This is a genomic window from Pseudomonas migulae (assembly GCF_024169315.1).
In the GTDB taxonomy this organism is placed as follows: domain Bacteria; phylum Pseudomonadota; class Gammaproteobacteria; order Pseudomonadales; family Pseudomonadaceae; genus Aquipseudomonas; species Aquipseudomonas migulae_B.
Genome location: NZ_JALJWR010000001.1, coordinates 1102055 through 1123434 on the forward strand (window position 1 = coordinate 1102055; position 21380 = coordinate 1123434).

The following is a 21380-nucleotide window of genomic DNA, read 5'->3' on the forward strand; positions in this document are numbered from 1 at the left end:
CATGGGTGTTGGCTGACACGACGCCTTCGCGAGCAAGCCCGCTCCCACAAGGAGACCTCACCGGCCGGAGAAACGCAGTCGCGAAAGCTGCCGTAAATCCCCCGGGAGGTAATAGTCATTGGTCCAGCTGTCATCCGTCGCCAGCGGCTGCACCTGCTTCAACGCAAGCTTCTTGGCAAAGTAGCGAAAGCGGTAGTGCTCGTAGAACCGCAGCAACTCCAGACCATAACGATCAGCCAGGTCCGTATCGCCGCGAACGATAAGGTAGTTTTCGTCGTTGCCGTTACTGGCCGCCGCACTGAGGTTGTGGCTGCCGCTGATGATCGTCGGCGCGTCGCTGGTGAAGTCGGTGACCACGGCTTTGGTGTGCACCAGCAGGTTACCCTTCTGGCCCTTCATGTTCTCGCGAAGCCAGCCTTCCAGCCCGGTGTTGAGCAGCGCGGTAGCGGCGAACTCGGCGCTGCGGTCGGCGTGGAAACCGGTAATGCGGCTGGCGGTGTTTTGCAGACCATAACGCAAGATGTCGTCGTGGGGCTGGCCGAGCAGCGCATTGAGAATATCGTCGGGCAAAGCGAACGCGGTGACGAACAACACGTCCTTTTTCGCGCCGGTGATGATCTCGACGAACTCACGCAAATCGCCCTGACCCGAGCGCGGTGAGAAGCCGGCGAACAACGGTTGCTGCGGGTCCATCGGGTTGTGTTGCGTGATCCATTGCCGGGTGGCGCCGACGTCGGCCGGTGTCGCCCAGACTTGCTCGAAAGTGTCCAGGTAACTGGCGCTGACTGACGCGTCGTCCAGCACATGCACCACGTTCGCCTGGCGATAAACGCCATTGGGCGTGAAGTTGGTGCTGCCGCACAGCACCGCTTCAGGCTGAAGCTGCCCGGCGGCATCGACCCGGCTCAGCACCATGAATTTGTTGTGGAAGATGTTGTGGGTGATACGCCCGCGCTTGTTCGCCGCCGGGATTTTTTCCAGGCTGGCTTCGTTGATCGCGGTGTCGTCATCGCCAGGTTGTGCGTGATACAGCACGCGAACCCTCACGCCGCGTTCGAACGCCGCATTGACGGCATCGACGATCACCTCCAGTTCGTATTCGTAGATGGCAATGTCCAGCGCCCACTGATTATCCACCGCCCGTTCGATGAACCCCAGCAAGCGCCCGAGCAAACCGTTTTCCAGCCATTGCCGAGGGGCATCGGGCCAGGCCTCGATGGGCAGGTTTTTGTTGGCGCTGATCAGCGCATCGAGCTCGGGGAACTTGCGCTGGAACGCCTGACTGGCGGCCACTGCGCGGTTGAAGATCACGCTTTGATGTTGCGGCAGGCCATTGTCGGACGTGACGGTCACTTCCAGGTTTTCGCCCAGCTGCGGTGCATCAGCGCTGCCGTACGCCAGGTGAATCCGGTAATGGATCGTCATCCCCGGATTGACCGCGTAATCGGCCCAGCGAAATTTCTGCAACGGCGCAAGGTCGCTCGGGGTGGCGTGAAACTGCGGGAATGTATGAGTCTTGCCGGGAAACGTCAGGCTGTTGAACAGGAACAACCAGGGCTTGCTGCCCTGCTGTTTTTCGATGGCGAACCCCAGCAGGCCTGTGCGACAGGATTCGGCCAGGTCCATGGCCAGCAGCACGCCGTTGGTGCCGGCGTAAGCTTTGACGCGAAAATCGTCCTGACTGTTGGTGGCTAGAACACGCATGCTTCACTCCTGTGAATGGCGGCTTTCAGAGCATAGGGTAGCGCTGCGGATGGGTCGGGATTATCCGATACCGAGGTGACCCCATCGCGGGCAAGCCCGCTCCCACAGGTTTTGTGTCGTTCGCAAAATTGTTGACCAATACACAAACCCTGTGGGAGCGGGCTTACCCGCGATGAGGCCTTCTCAGGCTCTGCAATACTCAGCCTTAAATCAGCTCATCGATATGCCGATAATCTGCCTGCATCTCTGCCGCCAACTGCCTCGCCCGCCCCAACCGAATCGGCCCGCGCTCAATGTCGATCAACAACCCCGGACACTCCAGCGCCGACACCCCCGACCACTCCTTCAATCGCCCATCCGTCACCAGCAACAACCGCTGCTGCTCCGCCGGAAAGCGTTTTTGCCGTGCCGCGAGCCATCGCCCCGCCTCGCCGAGCGCCGCCAGCAACGGCGTGCCACCGCCCGCGCCGAGGCCATCGAGCCAGTGCCGTAGACCGGTGGACGCTTTCAAACCCTGCACTTGCCACGCGGGTGCGTGACCGCTGGCCGTCATCAACGCCAGGCGCGCGCGCTGGCGGTAAGCGTCGTCGAACAATTGCGCCAGCAAACCCTTCGCATCGCTCAATGCCTGGTGCCGGCGCGTGGAAGCCGAAGCGTCGACGATCACCAGCCACAACTCGTGGGGCGAACGGGTGCGCAGATGAAACAGCACATCCTGGCGTTGACGAGGACGGCCATTGAGCAAGGTGCCGGGCCAGTTGATCGAGCCGCTGCGCGCCGCCTGACGTTTGCCCTGTTTGCCATTGGCCAGTCGTCCAGCGCGGGGCTTGGCATTCGCCCCCGCGTCAGATCGAGGGCGAATGCCTAGGGCTTTTTTGGCCAGCTCGGCACTTCACGTCGCGCACCGACCGGCAGCGCCTGGGCAGGCATTTCGCCCCACTGGCCCTGGCCTTCACTCGGGCTGGACGGTTGTGGCGAGGGTTGCCGGGCCTGTTGCGGCGCCGGTGGTGATTGTTCGCGACGACGGTGACGCAAGGCAAATTCGGCCACAGCGTCGATATCGTTTTCGGCAATGGCGCTCGCCCCGCGCCACGCCGCGTGGGCACGAGCGGCACGCAGCCAGACCAGGTCGGCGCGCAGGCCATCGACACCGGCGGCGAAACAGCGCTCGGTAATCTGTGCCAGCGCTTCATCGTCGAGGGGGATGCTCGCCAGCGTGTTGCGCGCGTTCTCGCACCGTTCACGCAGCGACTGCTGCTGGCTCTCCCACTCAGCGCAGAACCGTTGCGGATCGCTGTCGAAATCCAGACGCCGGCGGATGATCTGCCCCCGTTGGGCCGGTGCAGTATGGCCACCGAGCGCCACGTTCAAGCCAAAGCGGTCGAGCAGTTGCGGCCGCAGCTCGCCCTCTTCCGGGTTCATCGTGCCGATCAGCACGAACTTCGCCGAATGCCGATGGGAAATGCCATCGCGCTCGATCAGGTTGGTGCCGCTGGCCGCGACGTCGAGCAGCAGGTCCACGAGGTGATCGGGCAGCAGATTGACTTCATCGACGTACAGCACACCGCCGTCAGCCTTGGCCAGCACGCCGGGAGAAAACTGTGCGCGACCTTCGCTCAGGGCCGCGTCGAGGTCGAGGGTGCCGACCAGGCGTTCTTCCGTGGCACCGAGCGGCAAGGTGACGAATTGACCGCTGGCGAGCAGGTCCGCGAGGCCTCGGGCCAGGGTGGATTTGGCCATGCCGCGCGGGCCTTCGATCAGCACGCCGCCGATTTTCGGGTCGATGGCGGTGAGGTACAGGGCGAGTTTCAAGTCGTCGGCGCCGACCACGGCGGACAAGGGGAAATGCGGGGTGTCGGTCATCTTCAATACTCGGTCATGGTCGGTGATCTATCAATAAATCTCACTGGCGCTTCTATCCCTGTGGGAGCGGGCTTGCCCGCGAAGGCGTCCTGTCAGTCAAAACCAATGTTGAATGTGACGGCCCCTTCGCGGGCAAGCCCGCTCCCACAGAGTCTGCGGCGCATCAGCTGTCTTCTTCTATGTCCAACAACAAATTCTCCAGCGCCTCGCGGTATTCGCCCGGATCTTTCCACATCCCGCGCTGCTGCGCTTCCAGCATCCGTTCGGTCATGTCGCGCAGGGCATGCGGATTATGCTCACGAACAAAATCCCGCGTCGCCGGGTCCAGCAAATACGCATCGGCCAGCAACGCGTATTGGTGATCGTCAATCAGCTGCGTCGTCGCGTCGAAGGCAAACAGGTTATCGACCGTCGCCGCCAGCTCAAACGCGCCTTTGTAGCCGTGGCGCTTCACTCCGTCGATCCACTTCGGGTTGGCCGCCCGCGAGCGGATAACCCGATTCAGTTCTTCCTTCAACGTGCGAATCTTCGGCAGGTCCGGTTGACTGTGATCGCCATGGTAACTGGCCGCCGCTTCGCCGCTCAGGCTTTCCACGGCGGCGAGCATGCCGCCCTGGAACTGGTAATAATCGTTGGAATCGAGCAAGTCATGCTCGCGGTTGTCCTGGTTTTGCAGCACGGCCTGAACCTGGCTCAGGCGCTGGGCAAACTGTTCGCGGGCGGCGGTGCCTTCGTCGGAACCGCCATACGCGTAACCGCCCCAGTTCAGGTACACCTCGGCCAGGTCCTCGCGGCTTTGCCACAAACGACCGTCGATGGCGCCCTGCACACCTGCGCCATAGGCACCGGGCTTGGCACCGAAGATGCGCCAACCGGCCTGACGCTTGGCCGCTTCTTCATCGAGCCCCGATTGCAGCAGCGTTTCCCGCTCGGCGCGGACCTTGGCGGCCAATGGATTGAGATCGTCCGGCTCATCCAGCGCAGCGACCGCCTGCACGGCGGCGTCGAACAGACGGATCAGATTGGCAAACGCATCACGGAAGAAACCGGACACGCGCAGGGTCACGTCGACCCGCGGACGGTCGAGCAGGCTCAGCGGCAGAATCTCGAAATCGTCGACGCGCTGACTGCCCGTCGCCCAGACCGGCCGCACGCCCATCAACGCCATGGCTTGGGCGATGTCATCGCCGCCGGTGCGCATGGTCGCGGTGCCCCAGACCGACAGGCCGAGCTGACGCAGGTGATCACCGTGATCCTGCAAGTGCCGCTCAAGAATCAGGTTCGCCGACTGGAAACCGATGCGCCAGGCGGTGGTGGTCGGCAGGTTGCGCACGTCCACCGAGTAGAAATTGCGCCCGGTCGGCAGCACGTCCAGGCGACCACGACTTGGCGCGCCGCTAGGGCCGGCCGGGACGAAACGACCGCCGAGGGCGTCGAGCAGACCGCGCATTTCCGCCGGGCCGCAGGCGTCCAGGCGCGGCGCGACCACTTCGCGCAGGTTGTCGAGGATGGCGCCAATCTCATCCCAACCTTCTTTAGGGAACGGGCTTGTGTGGCGAGGGAGCTTGCTCCCGCTGGACTGCGCAGCAGTCCCGTTTTTTGGGTCCGCTTCGCGAACCAACGGGAGCAAGCTCCCTCGCCACAAAGGCTCGATCCCACCGGGTTCGGCGTCGGTATTCAGGGTTTGCTCGATGAGTTGCGCGGCGAACAGCTCCAAGCGTTCGCGCGTATCGCCCGCCGTGCGCCAAAGTTCATCGCTGATCGCTGACAAGGCATCCGGCCGAGGCCCAACCCAAGGCTCCGCCAACGCACAATCCAGAGGATCGAAACCCAATTCAAAAGCCTTGGCCAACGCCCGCAGTACACTCGATTGCGCCCCTCGCCCGTCGCCACGGGGAATGCGCAGCAAGGCCAGCAACGTATCGATGCGCAACCGTCCGGTCGGCGACTCGCCGAAGATGTGCAGGCCGTCACGGATCTGCGACTCTTTCAAGTCGCACAGGTAAGTGTCGAGGCGCGGCAACCAGATCGCCGCGTCAGCATCGCTGTCGAGCTTCTCGTCCAGCAGCAGCTCGCGGTCGATGTGGGTGTCGCGCACCAATTGCAGGATGTCGCGCTGCAACTCCCGGGCGCGACGCGGATCAAGCAGTTGCGCTTCGTAATACTCGTCGGCCAGCAGCTCGAGATTACGCAGCGGGCCGTAGGTTTCGGCGCGGGTCAGCGGTGGCATCAAGTGATCGATGATCACCGCCTGGGTGCGACGCTTGGCCTGGGCGCCCTCGCCCGGGTCGTTGACGATGAACGGATAGATGTTCGGCAGCGGCCCGAGCAACGCGTCCGGCCAGCAGTTGTCCGACAGCCCGACGCCTTTGCCCGGCAGCCATTCGAGGTTGCCGTGTTTGCCGACGTGGATCACGCCGTGGGCGCCGTAGGTGTTGCGCAACCAGAAGTAGAACGCCAGGTAGCCGTGGGGCGGCACCAGGTCCGGGTCGTGATACACCGCGCTCGGATCGACTTGATAACCGCGCGCCGGTTGAATGCCGATGAAGGTCAGGCCGAAACGCAGCCCGGCGATCATCATCCGTCCGCCACGGAACATCGGGTCGCCTTCGGGCGCGCCCCAGCGTTCCAGCACGGCCTGGCGGTTGGCCTCGGGCAAGGCGTCGAACATCAGGTTGTAGTCGTCCAGCGCCAGGCTTTGATGACACGGACGCTGGTCGAGGGTATCGAGATCGTTGCTGACACCGCCGAGCAATTGCTGGATCAACGCGGTGCCGCTGTCCGGCAGTTCGGCGGGCAGCGGATAACCCTGTGCGTGTAACGCACGGAGGATGTTCAACGCTGCGGCCGGTGTATCGAGGCCGACGCCATTGCCAATGCGCCCGTCACGGGTCGGGTAATTGGCGAGGATCAACGCGATGCGTTTTTCGCTGTTCGGCAGTCGCGCCAGATCGATCCAGCGCCGCGCCAGTTCGGCGACAAAATCCATGCGTTCCGGTGCAGGTCGGTAGCAGACCACATCGGACTGACTGCGCTCGCTGCGCCATGCCAGGTCCTTGAAGCTGATCGGGCGGCTGATGATCCGCCCATCCAGTTCCGGCAGCGCGATGTGCATCGCCAGATCCCGCGGGCCGAGGCCCTGTTCGCTGGCACGCCAACCGGGTTCGTTGTCCTGAGCGCAGATCGCCTGGATCACCGGGATATTGCGGCGAAACGGCCGCAAGTGCGGCGCTTCGGGGCTGGATTGAGCGAAACCGGTGGTGTTGAGAATCACCCCTGCTTCGACTTCATCCAGCCAGTCCTCAACCACCGTCAGGCAGCCGGGCTCCTTCAAACTGGCCACGGCAATCGGCAAAGGGTTCAACCCCGCCGCTTGCAAACGCTGGCAGAAAACATCAATGAACGCGGTGTTCGCCGCTTGCAAATGCGAGCGGTAAAACAGCACCGCCGCCACCGGTTGATCGGCGTGCCATTCGGCTTGCCAATCACTCAGTGCAGCGGGGCTTTTTTGCGGGTGGTAGATCGCGGTGCGCGGCAGGGTTTGTGGCTCGGCCCACGTGTAGTCGCGATCCAGCCAGCGATTGGCCACGCAGCGAAACAGATCGAGGGCGTTGGCCATGCCGCCCTGGCGCAGGTAATGCCAGAGCCGGTCGCGGTCTTCGGCAATCACGGTGCTGAGGTCGCTGAGCTCCGGGTCCGGGCGATCATCGCCGGGCACCAGAATCAGCTGCACACCGCGCTGCGAAAGTTCGACCAGACGTTCGACGCCGTAACGCCAATAAGCGATGCCGCCGTGCAACGAAATCAAAATCACCTTGGCGTGGCGCAGTACTTCATCGACATACAGGTCGACCGACGCGTGATTTTGCACCTGCATCGGGTTCGCCAGACGCACGCTCGGGTAATCGTCCGGCAACTGCTGCGCCGCTTCGGCGAGCAGCGCCAGGCTGGAATCGCCGCTGCACAGGATCACCAACTCGGCGGGGGTTTGTCCAAGGTCGGCAATGTTGTCATCCGACACGAAACCGCCGGGCTGGGTCCTGAGCAGGTGCATGGGTCAGACGCTGAGCGCGGCGCGCAGTTGCGCTTCGAGTTGCACGGCATCCAGCTCCTGACCGATCAACACCAGACGCGTGGTGCGCGCTTCATCGGCGCCCCACTGACGGTCGAAGTGCTTGTCGAAACGCGTGCCCACGCCCTGGATCAGCAGGCGCATCGGCTTGTTCGGAATCGCGGCGAAACCTTTGACCCGCAGAATGCCGTGCTTGACCACCAGTTGGGTCAGCGCGTCCAGCAGCAGACTTTCGTCGGCTTGTGGCAGTTCGATGGAAATGGAGTCGAACGCGTCGTGATCGTGATCATCTTCGCCTTCATGGTGGTGATCGTGATGACTGTGGCGGCTGTCGATGTGTTCTTCGGAACCGGCACCGAGGCCGATCAGCACGTCCAGTGGCAAGCGACCGCTGCTGGCTTCGATGATTTTCACCGCTGGCGGCAGTTCTTCAGCGACTTCCAGGCGTACGCGGGCCAGGTCTTCCGGGCTGATCAGGTCGGCCTTGTTGAGGATCACCAGGTCGGCGCTGGCCAGTTGGTCGGCGAACAGTTCGTGCAGGGGCGATTCGTGGTCCAGGTTCGGATCGAGTTTGCGCTGGGCGTCGACCTGGTCCGGGAAAGCGGCGAAGGTGCCGGCGGCAACGGCCGGGCTGTCGACGACGGTGATCACCGCGTCAACCGTGCAGGCGCTGCGGATTTCCGGCCACTGGAAGGCTTGGACCAAAGGCTTTGGCAGGGCCAGGCCCGACGTTTCGATCAGGATGTGATCGAGGTCGCCACGACGGGCGACCAGTTCGCGCATCACCGGGAAGAACTCTTCCTGGACGGTGCAGCACAGGCAGCCGTTGGCCAGTTCGTAGACCCGACCGTTGGCTTCTTCTTCGGTGCAGCCGATGGAGCATTGCTTGAGGATTTCGCCGTCGATGCCCAGTTCGCCGAACTCGTTGACGATCACCGCGATGCGGCGGCCCTGAGCGTTGTCGAGCATGTGCCGCAGCAAGGTGGTCTTGCCCGAGCCGAGGAAGCCGGTAACGATGGTGACGGGAAGTTTGGCCAGTGTTTTCATCGGATGCCCTTTGGCAAGGTGGCGGGCATACGGGACGACGACCGCTGCTGCACAGGCAGGCGCGCGGAAGATTTCGCCACCGGATCACCCCGCCCGGTTGTAGTGAGAATTCGGTTCGAGGCAGGTCTCCTGGCTGACGGTGTGCCTGTCGCTAGACTGGCGTTCGCTGCGCCTTCCCGCGGGCTCCAGGGCTGGAGCGTGCAGTGGCGTGGCAGCGAACATCACCGTTCACAGTTGCGGGGGCAGCCGCGGCATCGACCGCGTTCCCTTCTTAGCTTCGGCAAATGCCGAAGAACCTCGAAAGCGCAAGGCTACGCATGGTGTGGGAGCGGGTCAATGTCCGTCAGTTGATTGCAATCCCTTGTGGCAAGGCAGGTTACCTGTGGCGAGGGGATTTATCCCCGTTGGGCTGCGCAGCAACCCCATGCATTCTTTCAGGCACATCCCGCAAGCAGGTATTGCGACGGCTTCTCCGCCGAACGGGGATAAATCCCCTCGCCACAGGTAACACTCCTTGCCCTTGCCCTCCCACCGAGTTGAGAACCCTTGCCAATTGACGCCCAACCCCCGCCCATGCTCTCCTACACGCCTTGTTACGGGTGCCCTTCACAGGGTGAAACGGGAAACCGGTGAATCATGTGCTTTACTCAAAGCCATGTCAGTCCGGTGCTGCCCCCGCAACGGTAAGCGAGCGAAGCGTCAGATCCACTGTGCCAGCAGTTCGGCATGGGAAGGTGACGCTTGCAGGTTTCGGTGAATGCCAAAGCCCCTCGCGAGCCCGGAGACCGGCCCGCAACACAAAGTGACGATTACGTTCACTGAACAACAAACCCGCGGTGGGCGGGCGCTGTTTGAATCTCTGCGAGCCCGATTTGCAGGGATCTTCCATGCGCTCTATTCACCCGCTGACAGACCAGAGGGAAGCGCCATGTCGATCATCAGCAGCACCGGCCACACATCCGCCACCACCACCACTACCACCTTGGCTCAACGCCTGACCGCTGCCATCTGCGCATCGATCCTTGGCGCGTGCCTCGTGTATTTCGCCGGTTTCTCGCACATCGAAGCGGTGCACAATGCCGCGCACGATACCCGTCACAGCTCCGCGTTCCCGTGCCACTGAGACCTGCCGACATGATCAAGCGTATTGCGCAAACCGCAGGTTTCACCGGGCTGCTGGCAGCCCTGTTGCTGACCCTGCTGCAAAGTTTCTGGGTCGCACCGCTGATTCTGCAAGCCGAGACTTACGAAAAATCTGAGCCTGCGGCTGTTGAAGTTCATGAACACGCCGCTGGCGCCGCCGCTCACACCCACGATGCCGAAGCCTGGGAACCGGAAGACGGCTGGCAGCGCGTGTTGTCGACCACCGGCGGCAATCTGGTGGTTGCAGTCGGTTTTGCCCTGATGCTCGCCGGTCTCTACACCTTGCGTGCGCCGACCAAAACCTCCCAAGGCCTGCTCTGGGGCCTGGCCGGTTACGCCACGTTTGTACTGGCACCGACCCTCGGCCTGCCACCGGAACTGCCGGGCACTGCCGCGGCGGACCTGGCACAACGACAAATCTGGTGGATCGGCACGGCAGCGTCCACCGCTGTCGGCATCGCGCTGATCGTGTTCAGCCGTCATTGGCTGATGAAGCTCCTGGGCGTGGCGATTCTCGCCGTTCCTCACGTCATTGGCGCCCCGCAACCGGAAGTGCACTCGATGCTCGCGCCGGAAGCCCTGGAAGCCCAGTTCAAAATCGCTTCGCAGCTGACCAACGTCGCGTTCTGGCTGGCCCTGGGCCTGATCAGCGCCTGGTTGTTCCGCCGCAAAAGCGATGGCCAATACCACGCATGACAGACACTGGCACAGCGCCGACTTTAGTTGTCGGCCTGGGCTGCCAGCGCGGCTGCCCCGTCAGCACGCTGCGGGCGTTACTCGATCAGGCATTACAGGCTCATCACATCGAACTTCACCAGATCAAGGCCTTGGCCAGCATCGACCTGAAGCGTGATGAACCCGGCCTGGTCGAGCTCGCCGAACAACTGGGATTGCCGTTGATGTATTTCAATAGCCAGCAACTGGAAGGTTACAAACCGCAACTCAGCCACCTGTCCGACATCGCTTTCGAACGCACCGGCTGCTACGGCGTAGCGGAAAGCACCGCCCTCGCCCTCGCGGAACAACTGGCCCAGGCACCGGCAAAACTGCTGATCTCGCGACAAAAATACGCCCAGGCCACCCTGGCATTGGCCTGCACTGCGTAAAATCCTCGATAATCCTCGCCTTCGATCATGAGCAATCTTCATCTGAAGCCTTGCCCAGTCCCTTTTTCTGACAGGAAACGACGATGACCGTCTATTTCATTGGCGCAGGTCCCGGCGACCCGGAACTGATCACCGTCAAAGGCCAGCGGCTGATCCGGAGCTGCCCGGTGATCATCTACGCCGGCTCCCTGGTGCCCGCCGCGGTGCTGGAAGGCCATTGCGCCGAACAGGTGGTCAACAGCGCCGAACTGCACCTGGAGCAGATCATCGAACTGATCAAGTCTGCCCATGCCAATGGCCAGGATGTGGCACGGGTGCACTCGGGCGATCCAAGCCTTTATGGCGCGATTGGCGAACAGATTCGCTACCTGCGTGAACTCGATATTCCGTTTGAAATCATTCCAGGTGTCACCGCAACGGCGGCCTGTGCGGCGCTTTTGGGCGCCGAGCTGACGTTGCCGGACGTTTCACAGAGCGTGATTCTGACTCGCTACGCGGACAAGACTGCGATGCCGGCCGGTGAGGAATTGGGGAGTCTGGCGCAGCACGGGGCGACCATGGCGATTCACCTGGGGGTGAATCATCTGCAGAAAATCCTGGTTGAATTGCTGCCGCATTACGGCGCGGACTGTCCGATAGCGGTGATTCACCGCGCGACCTGGCCGGATCAGGACTGGGTGGTTGGGACGCTGGCGGATATTGCCGGGAAGGTTGAGGCGAAGGGGTTTCGGCGGACGGCGTTGATTCTGGTCGGTCGGGTGTTGGGGAGCGATCACTTCAGTGAGTCGTCGCTATATCGCGCCGGGCATGCGCATCTCTACAGACCCTGAGCCACAGGGACCGATCAACCATAAAAAAACGGCACTCACGGGTGCCGTTTTTTTGTTTCTGCAGCGAACACCTTAGTAGTAGGCGTTTTCTTTCTGCGTGTGGTCGGTCACGTCACGTACACCTTTGAGCTCGGGAATGCGCTCGAGCAAGGTGCGCTCAATGCCTTCACGCAGGGTGACGTCTGCCTGGCCGCAGCCCTGGCAACCACCGCCGAACTTCAACACGGCGATGCCGTCTTCGACCACATCGATCAGGCTGACCTGACCGCCGTGACTGGCGAGCCCCGGGTTGATCTCGGTTTGCAGGTAGTAGTTGATGCGCTCGTTGACCGGGCTGTCGGCGTTGACCATCGGGACTTTGGCGTTTGGCGCCTTGATGGTCAGCTGGCCGCCCATGCGGTCGGTGGCGTAGTCGACAACCGCATCGTCCAGGAAAGCTTCGCTGAACGAGTCGATGTAAGCGGTGAAGCTTTTCAGCCCCAGCGCCGTGTCTTCAGGTTTTTCTTCGCCCGGCTTGCAATAAGCAATGCAGGTCTCGGCGTACTGGGTGCCAGGCTGTGTGATAAAGACGCGGATGCCGATGCCCGGGGTGTTCTGCTTGGAGAGCAGATCAGCCAGGTAATCGTGGGCGGCGTCGGTGATGGTAATAGCGGTCATGGAAACTCCTCGCAGGCTTGGGCGCAGTTTACGCCAATCATCGCGCCGTACAAAGTCCTAGTATTTTTGTCGGGAAAGCGTCAGCTCGCCCCGATCGGACGTTTCGCCGTCAATCCTGGCTTTAAGCCACCGATAGCTGCTTTTCTCCACCCATTCGTAACTTGCCCACGATCCCAGTCCAATGGCCACGACGCAAACGGCGAACATGACGTAGGCATTGATGCCATAACGCTGTGCGACAAAGCCTCCGGCGGACAGCACCAACACGTGCATCAGGTACACCGAGTAGGAACAATCCCCCAGCAGTTTGAACACTCGGCTGTGCTCGAAAAACCGCTCCAGCGCCATGCAGGCCACCACCAATACCGCACTCGGCAGGCCCCAGGCCAGGAACCGCGGCTGCGGCGCCAAGTGATAAATCGCCAGCAACGCGCCGCCAATGCCCAGCAATGGCAGCCAGAAACCGGGTTTGATCCAGCCGCGTCGGTAGAGCATGCCAATGGCAATCCCGAGCAGGAACTCATAGACGATGTCCGAACGGTAGAACGGGCTGATCCAGCCGTAACCGGTCCACGCCTGACACACAGCAAACAGCAGCGCAGCAACAATCAGCAGTCGAACTTGCAAGCGGAACAGCAGTGCCCAGGCAAACAGCACGTAGAACAGCATTTCGTAGTTGAGGGTCCAGCCGACATTCAGCGTCGGATAAATCCCGTAGCCGCCGGGGTTTTCCGTAGGAATGAACAACAGCGACAGAAGGAAATGCGACCAGTCGACTGCCTGATCCGGCAACACCGGTCGGGCGAATACCACGACCAGCGCCATCAGCACCGTGTACAGCCAATACGCCGGCACGATGCGAAACAGCCGATACAGCAGAAAGCGTCCCGGCGGCAGCGACTTGCCCTCGGTGGACAGGAAAATCACCAGGCCACTGATGACAAAAAAGACATCGACACCCACCGCCCCCTTGTCGATGAACATCTGACCGATCGGCCCACGGGCCTTGAAGTCGAAGAAAATCTGCATGAAATGGTGGCAAACCACCGTCCAGGCCGCGAGCGCGCGCAATGCCTGTACTGAAATCAACATTGACCGCCCTCCCGTTCCCGATCCGCAATCCACCGCATTTCCCTTGTGAGAGCGGGCTTGCTCGCGAAAGCGGTGTGTCAGGCAATATTAACGGCGACTGACACACTGCCTTCGCGAGCAAGCCCGCTCCCACAGGGGATTTGCGGTGCCTTACAGATCCGACACCGGCCCGCCATCAAAAGTCGATCAAAGATTCTCGTACCGGTTCATGTCCAGCACGCCCTCTTCCACCGGGTCGGTTTCGTGGACGTATTGGCTCAGGTCATGGAAGTAGAACCAGAACTGCGGATGGCTACGGCGAATCCCCCAGCGTTCGACGATTTTCTCGAAACGGTTGGCGTCCTTGGCGTTTTCCATCGCCTCCACAAACGCTGGCACTTGCCCGGCGGGAATGTTGAACATGAAGTTCGGGTAACTGCTGAGTACGCCGGGGAAAATGGTGAGTGTGTCGAGCCCCGGTTGATAGCGCAGCGATTCGCCCAACAGGAACGCCACGTTACTGTGCGCGCGGTTGCGCAGCAGGCTGTAGACCTCGCGCTTGCCGCTCTTGGCCTCAATACGCAGCATCGTCGCTTCCGGCAGTTGATCGATGACCTTGAGACCCGCTGCCGGACGCGACGCCAGGCGACTCAAGGCCTGTTCGGCGCCCTGTAAATCCGGGTCAATGTTCGGTCGCGAGCAATAAGCACCGTCGCAGCGGTTGATCGGATCGGGCTTGGCGTTGAGCTCACCGTAACGCGACAACAGCTGCATCGCAAAGTCGCGTTTCGGGTCTTTCTCGTCGAGTTTCAGCGCCGTCGGCTTGTCGTTGTCTATGGCTTCATAGTCCAGCCACATCTTGAATTTGCCGCCGTTCTGGTACCAGTCGTCGAGGTAGCCGTCCCGCGAATCGGCAGGCATCAGCCGCAGGAAATTCTGCTCGGCACCGTTGCGGATCAGGTCGAAGTACAGGCGCGTCTGCGCTTGATGGGACACGTTGCCGAACACGTCGAAGTTGACTGCCAACTGATAATACGTGCGCTCCAGCAGTGGAAAATCGAACAGCCACATCGTTTGTGGCACGTCACCGATCAGGCCTTTGTTCACCGAGGCGCTGTCGAAATGGCGGAAAATGGTCAACAGCGCATTGTCGTTACCGGCCCACAAAGTCGACCAGCTCGGCGCCGGCACATCGGCATAGTTGTCGCGACGCAGCGCCTCGTACTCGTTGCGCTTGTCGCGGTAGTCACGCCACAGGCCCAACACGCTGCCGACGTCGTCGTTCTGCCCCGGCATCGCCAGCAATGGCGTGGCCTGCCCGCGGTAGTTCGGGTCGGTGATGTAGAGATCGTGTTCCGGCGCCTGGAACAACGCCCAGAAGTGATCGCGAATCACGTCGGTGGCGATCTGGCCGCGACACACCGGCCCGCGGATAAACGTGCGCACGAAGTACTCGGCATTATCGAGCATGAACTGATAACGCGCCTGCGCCGGGATCGCCTCGAACGTGGTGAACGGATTGGCCCGGCGTTCCGGCCCGTAACCCGGCAACGCGTTGACCTGCCAGTTGCCGTTGTAGAACAGGCTTTTGATCCGCGCCATCTTTGCCGCACTCAGCGGATAGGTGATGTGGGTCTTCTGCACGATCACCCCCTGCACCGGCCACAAGCGGTAATACACCTGCGTGCCCGGATCGTCATTCGGGCGGCGCGTGTTGATCAGGTCAATCGGCTGGCCGGTCGGCGTGCGCGAACGCACCCACTGAAAGAAATGCCCCGGCTCGCCCTCCTTGAAGTAAAGGTGGGCGAGGAACCAGTGTTCGAACAACCAGCGTCCCACCAGGCTCTGGCGGGCACCCGGCGAGTTGAGCAGGCTTTCCCATTGCACCACTTGCAACGCTTCTTTCGCGGACGGCACCAGGCCCTGCTCATCGATGGGCGCGCCCGAGGCCAGCCAGCGTTGCAGCGTCTGATACTGCTGGTCGGTCAGGCCAGTGACCGCCAGCGGCATACCTTCCTTCGGATGAACGCTGGCGTAACCGTCGAACTCGGCCGGCATCGCGCACAGGTTTTCCCGGTTCAGGCCCAGGACGATGTCTTCCGGCAACTTGGCGTTGGGCGTCAGCGGTGTTTTGTGCCCCAGTTCCAGCATCCGCGCCATCAACGCGGCCTGGCTGCCCCGGGCGTCCAGCACTGAGTAAAAGCCCTTTTGCTGCCACCCGTGCTTGCCGAAAGCGTCATAAAACAATCGGGTCGGCGCCGCGGCCTGACTGCGTTCACCATCGTAGACCGGGACTTTCGACGCGCCGCGCGCAGCCCCCTCGCCGCTGCCCAGATTCAGCTGACAGGCGGCGTCATTGCAGGCATGGCAGGCCACGCACTTTTCAGTGAAGATCGGCTGGATGTCGCGGCTGTAGGAAATGGCAGCAGAAATCGCCGGATCCTGCGCCACCGCGCCCCAGCTTAAAACCAGCAATGCACTGCTGATGATGACGCGATACGACATGTCCCTGTTCCCGATCCTTGAAAAAACGCCGCGATTCTACCGGGACAGTGCCCCCATCAACATGAGCGATATTCATGCAAAAACCGCACATGCTCTAAAAGCGCACAGGTTTGCTATGATCCCGCCCCTTCGTCATGGTCTTTCCGAGTAGTCCCAATGTCCGATCGCAGTGTTCGCCTTCAAGCCCTCAAGCACGCCCTCAAAGAGCGCATTCTGATTCTCGATGGCGGCATGGGCACGATGATCCAGAGCTACAAGCTCGAGGAGCAGGATTACCGTGGCAAACGCTTTGCCGACTGGCCGAGCGATGTCAAAGGCAACAACGACCTGTTGGTGCTGACGCGCCCGGACGTGATCGGTGGCATCGAAAAAGCCTACCTGGATGCCGGCGCCGACATTCTGGAAACCAACACCTTCAACGCCACCCGGATTTCCATGGCCGACTACGGCATGGAAGAACTGGCCTACGAATTGAACGTAGAAGGCGCTCGCCTGGCGCGCAAGATCGCCGATGCGAAAACCCTCGAGAACCCGGACAAGCCGCGCTTCGTCGCCGGCGTGCTCGGCCCGACCAGCCGTACCTGCTCGCTGTCGCCGGACGTGAACAACCCCGGCTACCGCAACGTGACCTTCGATGAACTGGTGGAGAACTACACCGAGGCCACCAAAGGCCTGATCGAAGGCGGCGCCGACCTGATCCTGATCGAAACCATTTTCGACACCCTCAACGCCAAAGCCGCGATCTTCGCCGTGCAAGGGGTTTACGAAGAGCTGGGCGTCGAACTGCCGATCATGATCTCCGGCACCATCACCGACGCGTCCGGCCGCACCCTGTCGGGCCAGACCACCGAAGCCTTCTGGAACTCCGTGGCCCACGCCAAGCCGATTTCCGTCGGTCTGAACTGCGCCCTCGGCGCCAGTGAACTGCGCCCGTACCTCGAAGAGCTGTCGAACAAGGCCGGCACCCACGTCTCCGCGCACCCGAACGCCGGCCTGCCGAACGAATTCGGCGAGTACGACGAACTGCCGTCGCAAACCGCCAAAGTCATCGAAGAATTCGCCCAAAGCGGCTTCCTCAACATCGTCGGCGGCTGCTGCGGCACCACGCCGGGCCACATCGAAGCCATCGCCAAAGCCGTGGCCGGTTATGCACCGCGTGAAATCCCGGACATTCCGAAGGCCTGCCGCCTCTCGGGCCTGGAGCCGTTCACCATCGATCGCAGCTCGTTGTTCGTCAACGTCGGCGAGCGTACCAATATCACCGGCTCGGCCAAATTCGCCCGCCTGATCCGTGAAGACAACTACACCGAAGCCCTGGAAGTCGCCCTGCAGCAGGTCGAGGCCGGCGCCCAGATCATCGACATCAACATGGACGAAGGGATGCTCGATTCGAAGAAGGCGATGGTGACCTTCCTCAATCTGATTGCCGGTGAGCCGGACATCTCCCGCGTGCCGATCATGATCGACTCCTCGAAGTGGGAAGTGATCGAAGCCGGCTTGAAATGCATCCAGGGCAAGGGCATCGTCAACTCGATCAGCATGAAGGAAGGCGTCGAGCAGTTCATTCATCACGCCAAACTGTGCAAGCGCTATGGCGCCGCCGTGGTCGTCATGGCGTTCGACGAAGCCGGCCAGGCCGACACCGAAGCGCGCAAGAAAGAAATCTGCAAACGCTCCTACGACATTCTGGTCAACGAAGTCGGCTTCCCGCCGGAAGACATCATCTTCGACCCGAACATCTTCGCCGTGGCCACCGGTATCGAAGAGCACAACAACTACGCCGTCGACTTCATCAACGCCTGCGCCTACATCCGCGATGAGCTGCCGTACGCGCTGACCTCGGGCGGCGTGTCCAACGTGTCGTTCTCGTTCCGTGGCAACAACCCGGTGCGCGAGGCGATTCACTCGGTGTTCCTGCTGTATGCGATCCGCAACGGCCTGACCATGGGTATCGTCAACGCCGGCCAGCTGGAGATCTACGACCAGATCCCGGTGGAACTGCGCGACGCCGTCGAAGACGTGATCCTCAACCGCACCCCGGAAGGCACCGACGCCCTCCTCGCCATCGCCGACAAGTACAAGGGCGACGGCAGCGTCAAGGAAGCCGAGACCGAAGAGTGGCGCGGCTGGCCGGTCAACAAGCGTTTGGAACATGCGCTGGTCAAGGGCATCACCACGCACATCGTTGAAGACACCGAAGAATCCCGGCAGTCGTTCGCCCGCCCGATCGAAGTGATCGAAGGCCCGCTGATGTCCGGCATGAACATCGTCGGCGACCTGTTCGGCGCCGGCAAAATGTTCCTGCCGCAGGTGGTGAAATCCGCCCGCGTGATGAAGCAGGCCGTGGCGCACTTGATCCCGTTCATCGAACTGGAAAAAGGCGACAAGCCGGAAGCCAAGGGCAAGATCCTGATGGCGACGGTGAAGGGCGACGTGCATGACATCGGCAAGAACATCGTCGGCGTGGTGCTGGGCTGTAACGGCTACGACATTGTCGATCTCGGCGTGATGGTGCCGGCGGAGAAGATCCTGCAAGTGGCCAAGGAGCAGAAATGCGACATCATCGGCCTCTCGGGCCTGATCACGCCGTCGCTGGATGAAATGGTCCACGTCGCCCGCGAGATGCAGCGTCAGGACTTCCACCTGCCGCTGATGATCGGTGGCGCGACCACGTCCAAGGCACACACGGCGGTGAAGATCGAGCCGAAATACAGCAACGACGCGGTGATCTACGTCACCGACGCCTCCCGCGCCGTGGGCGTGGCCACACAGTTGCTGTCCAAGGAATTGAAACCGGCGTTCGTCGAGAAAACCCGCCTGGAGTACATCGATGTTCGCGAGCGCACCGCCAACCGCAGCGCCCGCACCGAGCGCCTGAGCTACCCGGCGGCCATCGCCAAGAAACCGCAGTTCGACTGGAGCACCTACGCGCCGGTCAAACCGACGTTCACCGGCGCCAGAGTGCTGGACAACATCGACCTGAAAGTCCTGGCCGAATACATCGACTGGACGCCGTTCTTCATCTCCTGGGACCTGGCCGGCAAGTTCCCGCGCATCCTCCAGGACGAAGTGGTCGGTGAAGCCGCTACCGCGCTGTACGCCGATGCCCAGGAAATGCTCGCCAAATTGATCGACGAGAAACTGATCAGCGCCCGCGCGGTGTTCGGTTTCTGGCCAGCCAATCAGGTTCGCGACGACGACATCGAAGTCTACGGCGACGATGGCAAGCCATTGGCCAAGCTGCATCACCTGCGTCAGCAGATCATCAAGACCGACGGCAAGCCGAACTTCTCCCTCGCCGATTTCGTGGCGCCAAAGGACAGTGAAATCATCGACTACGTGGGTGGCTTCATCACCACCGCCGGCATTGGCGCCGAAGAAGTGGCCAAGGCTTATCAGGACGCGGGCGACGATTACAACTCGATCATGGTCAAGGCCCTGGCCGACCGTCTGGCCGAGGCGTGCGCCGAGTGGCTGCACCAGCAAGTGCGTAAAGAGCACTGGGGTTACGCCAAGGACGAGACCCTCGACAACGAGGCGCTGATCAAAGAGCAATACACCGGCATCCGCCCTGCTCCCGGCTACCCGGCCTGCCCGGATCACACCGAGAAATCGACGCTGTTCGCCTTGCTCGATCCTGAAGCGAGCGAAATGAAGGCAGGTCGCAGCGGCGTGTTCCTCACCGAGCACTACGCGATGTTCCCGGCGGCGGCGGTCAGCGGCTGGTACTTCGCGCACCCGCAGGCGCAATACTTCGCCGTGGGCAAGGTCGACAAGGATCAGGTGCAGAGCTACACGTCACGCAAAGGTCAGGAGTTGAGCGTGACCGAGCGCTGGCTGGCGCCGAACCTGGGTTACGACAACTAAGATCAGTCTCCCGGCCACAATCCCGTGGCCATCGGAGATCCCTGTGGGAGCGGGCTTGCTCGCGAAAGCGGTGTAACAGTCAACGAAGATGTTGGATGTTATGGCCTCTTCGCGAGCAAGCCCGCTCCCACATTTGCTTTGTGCAGGCCGTGGATTGTCTATGCTTACTCTTCACACATTGGTGACGAGGGGTTTATGGACGATCCAGTCGACAACAAACCGCCCACGTTCTGGCAGATGCTGCACAGCGTCATGGCAGCGGCGTTCGGGGTGCAGAGCGGGAAGAACCGGGCCCGGGATTTCACTCACGGCAAGCCCAGTCATTTTGTCATCCTGGGGATTCTGTTCACGGCAGTGTTCGCCTTGGCGCTCTACGGCATCGTGCAACTGGTGCTGGTGCTCGCAGGGGTTTAGCGCATCAGGGTTTGCAGGCTGAACGGATAGCGATAGGACGTCGGGCGGCCCTTGGCCGAGAGGCGACGGAAGTCCACGCCGTAGTCCGGCGAATCCCCCATGGCCAGCATTCGCCTGGCGGTGGCCTTGTCGACCAGTTGCAGCAGCGGAATCTGGCGATCACGGCCACCGTACTGGCTGATGTCCACGCCCCGATCGAGGTCATGCAGTTCCACCAGGGCCCAGCCGCCCAGGGTGAAATGTCCGCCCAACAGGACGCTCAACCGTCCATCCACTTTGGCCTTCAACGCAGCGGTCGAGGTGTTGACCGCACTGAACAGTGCGTCCTTTCCCGGTACGCCGCCCGTCTCTGAATACGCCTGCATGGCGCCAAACGCCATTTCGTCATTGGCGGACCACACCAGCGACACCTTCGGGTAGCGCCGCAACAGCAATTTCGCCTGTTCATAGGCACGATCACGGGTCCAGCCGCTGTAGACCAGTTGCCGCAAACGCACCTCGGGATGCTCGGCCAACGCCCGCATCATGCCTTGCTCGCGCAGTTGTGCCGATGGGGTGATCTTCAGACCGGAGAACGCCAGCAACTCGATGACCTGACCGGGCGCCACGGGCGGATGCTGGCGAATCAACTCCTTGAGCATCAGGTAGCCGCCCTCCTCATCGTTGGGCACCAGGCTGCCCAGCCGATCAGGGCGCTCGCCCAGGAGGCTCAGTTGATTGGCCGTCAGCGACGCGTTGACCATGAACAGCTTTACGCCGCTGCCCTGAGCCAGGCGCAGCACTTGCGGGGCAATGTACTGTTCGTTGACGAAGACCAGATAGTCCGGGCGATCGGGGCCTTGCAGCGCCACGCGGGCTTGCGCCAGCGTGAGCTCCGGCATGCGCCGGGAATAGAGAATCCGCAGATCGATGCCCAGGTCCGTAGCGGCCGCCTGCATGAATTGCGAATAGCTGATCCAGAAGGCTTCATCCACCTTTCCCGGATTCAGGAACAACACCGACTCCGCACGCGCAGCAGGGCCGTAAGCCGCACCCAGCATCAGCAGGAAGGTGTAGAAAAACTTCAGCATTGATCGTCCGAGCCCCCGGAAATTCGCTGCG

At 61.8% G+C, this 21380-nt stretch carries 15 protein-coding genes and 2 riboswitches; of the genes, 6 read left to right on the plus strand and 9 right to left on the minus strand.

What is annotated here, in order from left to right; all coding sequences use genetic code 11:
* Positions 1 to 57 precede the first annotated feature (57 nt).
* The 5 genes from J2Y86_RS05060 to cobW form a co-directional block, all read right to left on the minus strand.
* Positions 58 to 1704 (minus strand): phospholipase D-like domain-containing protein, encoded by a 1647-nt coding sequence (locus J2Y86_RS05060; protein ID WP_253428646.1) that lies wholly within the window; start codon positions 1702 to 1704, stop codon positions 58 to 60.
* A 205-nt stretch (positions 1705 to 1909) separates the two neighbouring features.
* Entirely contained in the window at positions 1910 to 2449 is a 540-nt protein-coding gene (locus J2Y86_RS05065) for a vWA domain-containing protein (RefSeq protein WP_367399710.1), read from the minus strand.
* A 119-nt stretch (positions 2450 to 2568) separates the two neighbouring features.
* A complete protein-coding gene (locus J2Y86_RS05070) occupies positions 2569 to 3567 on the minus strand; it encodes an ATP-binding protein (protein WP_253428647.1) in 999 nt (332 codons plus the stop codon).
* 163 nt (positions 3568 to 3730) lie between these two features.
* A complete protein-coding gene (cobN, locus tag J2Y86_RS05075) occupies positions 3731 to 7621 on the minus strand; it encodes a cobaltochelatase subunit CobN (RefSeq protein WP_253428648.1) in 3891 nt (1296 codons plus the stop codon).
* A gap of 3 nt (positions 7622 to 7624) precedes the next feature.
* A complete protein-coding gene (cobW, locus tag J2Y86_RS05080) occupies positions 7625 to 8686 on the minus strand; it encodes a cobalamin biosynthesis protein CobW (protein ID WP_301308647.1) in 1062 nt (353 codons plus the stop codon).
* 102 nt (positions 8687 to 8788) lie between these two features.
* A riboswitch (cobalamin riboswitch) is annotated at positions 8789 to 9001 on the minus strand.
* 265 nt (positions 9002 to 9266) lie between these two features.
* Positions 9267 to 9494, plus strand: a riboswitch (cobalamin riboswitch).
* Between the two features lie 120 nt (positions 9495 to 9614).
* On the opposite strand from cobW, the gene J2Y86_RS05085 reads away from it, so the two are divergent.
* From J2Y86_RS05085 to cobM, 4 genes are all read left to right on the plus strand, one after another.
* Positions 9615 to 9809, plus strand: a complete 195-nt coding sequence (locus J2Y86_RS05085; RefSeq protein WP_253428649.1) for a CbtB domain-containing protein — start codon at positions 9615 to 9617, stop codon at positions 9807 to 9809.
* A gap of 11 nt (positions 9810 to 9820) precedes the next feature.
* Complete coding sequence (locus J2Y86_RS05090; RefSeq protein WP_253428650.1) at positions 9821 to 10525, plus strand: CbtA family protein; 705 nt, start codon at positions 9821 to 9823, stop codon at positions 10523 to 10525.
* Positions 10522 to 10935: a cobalamin biosynthesis protein gene (locus J2Y86_RS05095; protein WP_253428651.1), complete on the plus strand. Its 414-nt coding sequence runs from the start codon at positions 10522 to 10524 to the stop codon at positions 10933 to 10935. The genes J2Y86_RS05090 and J2Y86_RS05095 overlap by 4 nt, the downstream gene beginning before the upstream one ends.
* An 83-nt stretch (positions 10936 to 11018) precedes the next feature.
* Positions 11019 to 11765, plus strand: a complete 747-nt coding sequence (gene cobM / locus J2Y86_RS05100) for a precorrin-4 C(11)-methyltransferase (RefSeq protein WP_253428652.1) — start codon at positions 11019 to 11021, stop codon at positions 11763 to 11765.
* Positions 11766 to 11837: 72 nt separating this feature from the next.
* Here the strand turns inward: cobM and nfuA are convergent, their stop codons facing one another.
* The 3 genes from nfuA to J2Y86_RS05115 form a co-directional block, all read right to left on the minus strand.
* On the minus strand, positions 11838 to 12422 hold the full coding sequence (nfuA, locus tag J2Y86_RS05105; protein ID WP_007898222.1) for a Fe-S biogenesis protein NfuA: 585 nt from the start codon (positions 12420 to 12422) through the stop codon (positions 11838 to 11840).
* 57 nt (positions 12423 to 12479) lie between these two features.
* Positions 12480 to 13514: an acyltransferase family protein gene (locus J2Y86_RS05110; RefSeq protein WP_253428653.1), complete on the minus strand. Its 1035-nt coding sequence runs from the start codon at positions 13512 to 13514 to the stop codon at positions 12480 to 12482.
* A gap of 186 nt (positions 13515 to 13700) precedes the next feature.
* Entirely contained in the window at positions 13701 to 15998 is a 2298-nt protein-coding gene (locus J2Y86_RS05115) for a fatty acid cis/trans isomerase (RefSeq protein ID WP_253428654.1), read from the minus strand.
* A gap of 156 nt (positions 15999 to 16154) precedes the next feature.
* Here J2Y86_RS05115 and metH point away from each other — a divergent pair, with 156 nt between their 5' ends.
* Together metH and J2Y86_RS05125 are read left to right on the plus strand one after the other, a co-directional pair.
* Entirely contained in the window at positions 16155 to 19865 is a 3711-nt protein-coding gene (metH, locus tag J2Y86_RS05120; RefSeq protein WP_253428655.1) for a methionine synthase, read from the plus strand.
* A 195-nt stretch (positions 19866 to 20060) separates the two neighbouring features.
* On the plus strand, positions 20061 to 20279 hold the full coding sequence (locus J2Y86_RS05125; protein ID WP_253428656.1) for a DUF2970 domain-containing protein: 219 nt from the start codon (positions 20061 to 20063) through the stop codon (positions 20277 to 20279).
* Here the strand turns inward: J2Y86_RS05125 and J2Y86_RS05130 are convergent.
* Positions 20276 to 21349, minus strand: coding sequence for an ABC transporter substrate-binding protein (locus J2Y86_RS05130; protein ID WP_253428657.1), 1074 nt, complete (start codon positions 21347 to 21349; stop codon positions 20276 to 20278). The genes J2Y86_RS05125 and J2Y86_RS05130 overlap by 4 nt on opposite strands.
* Between the last annotated feature and the right edge of the window lie 31 nt (positions 21350 to 21380).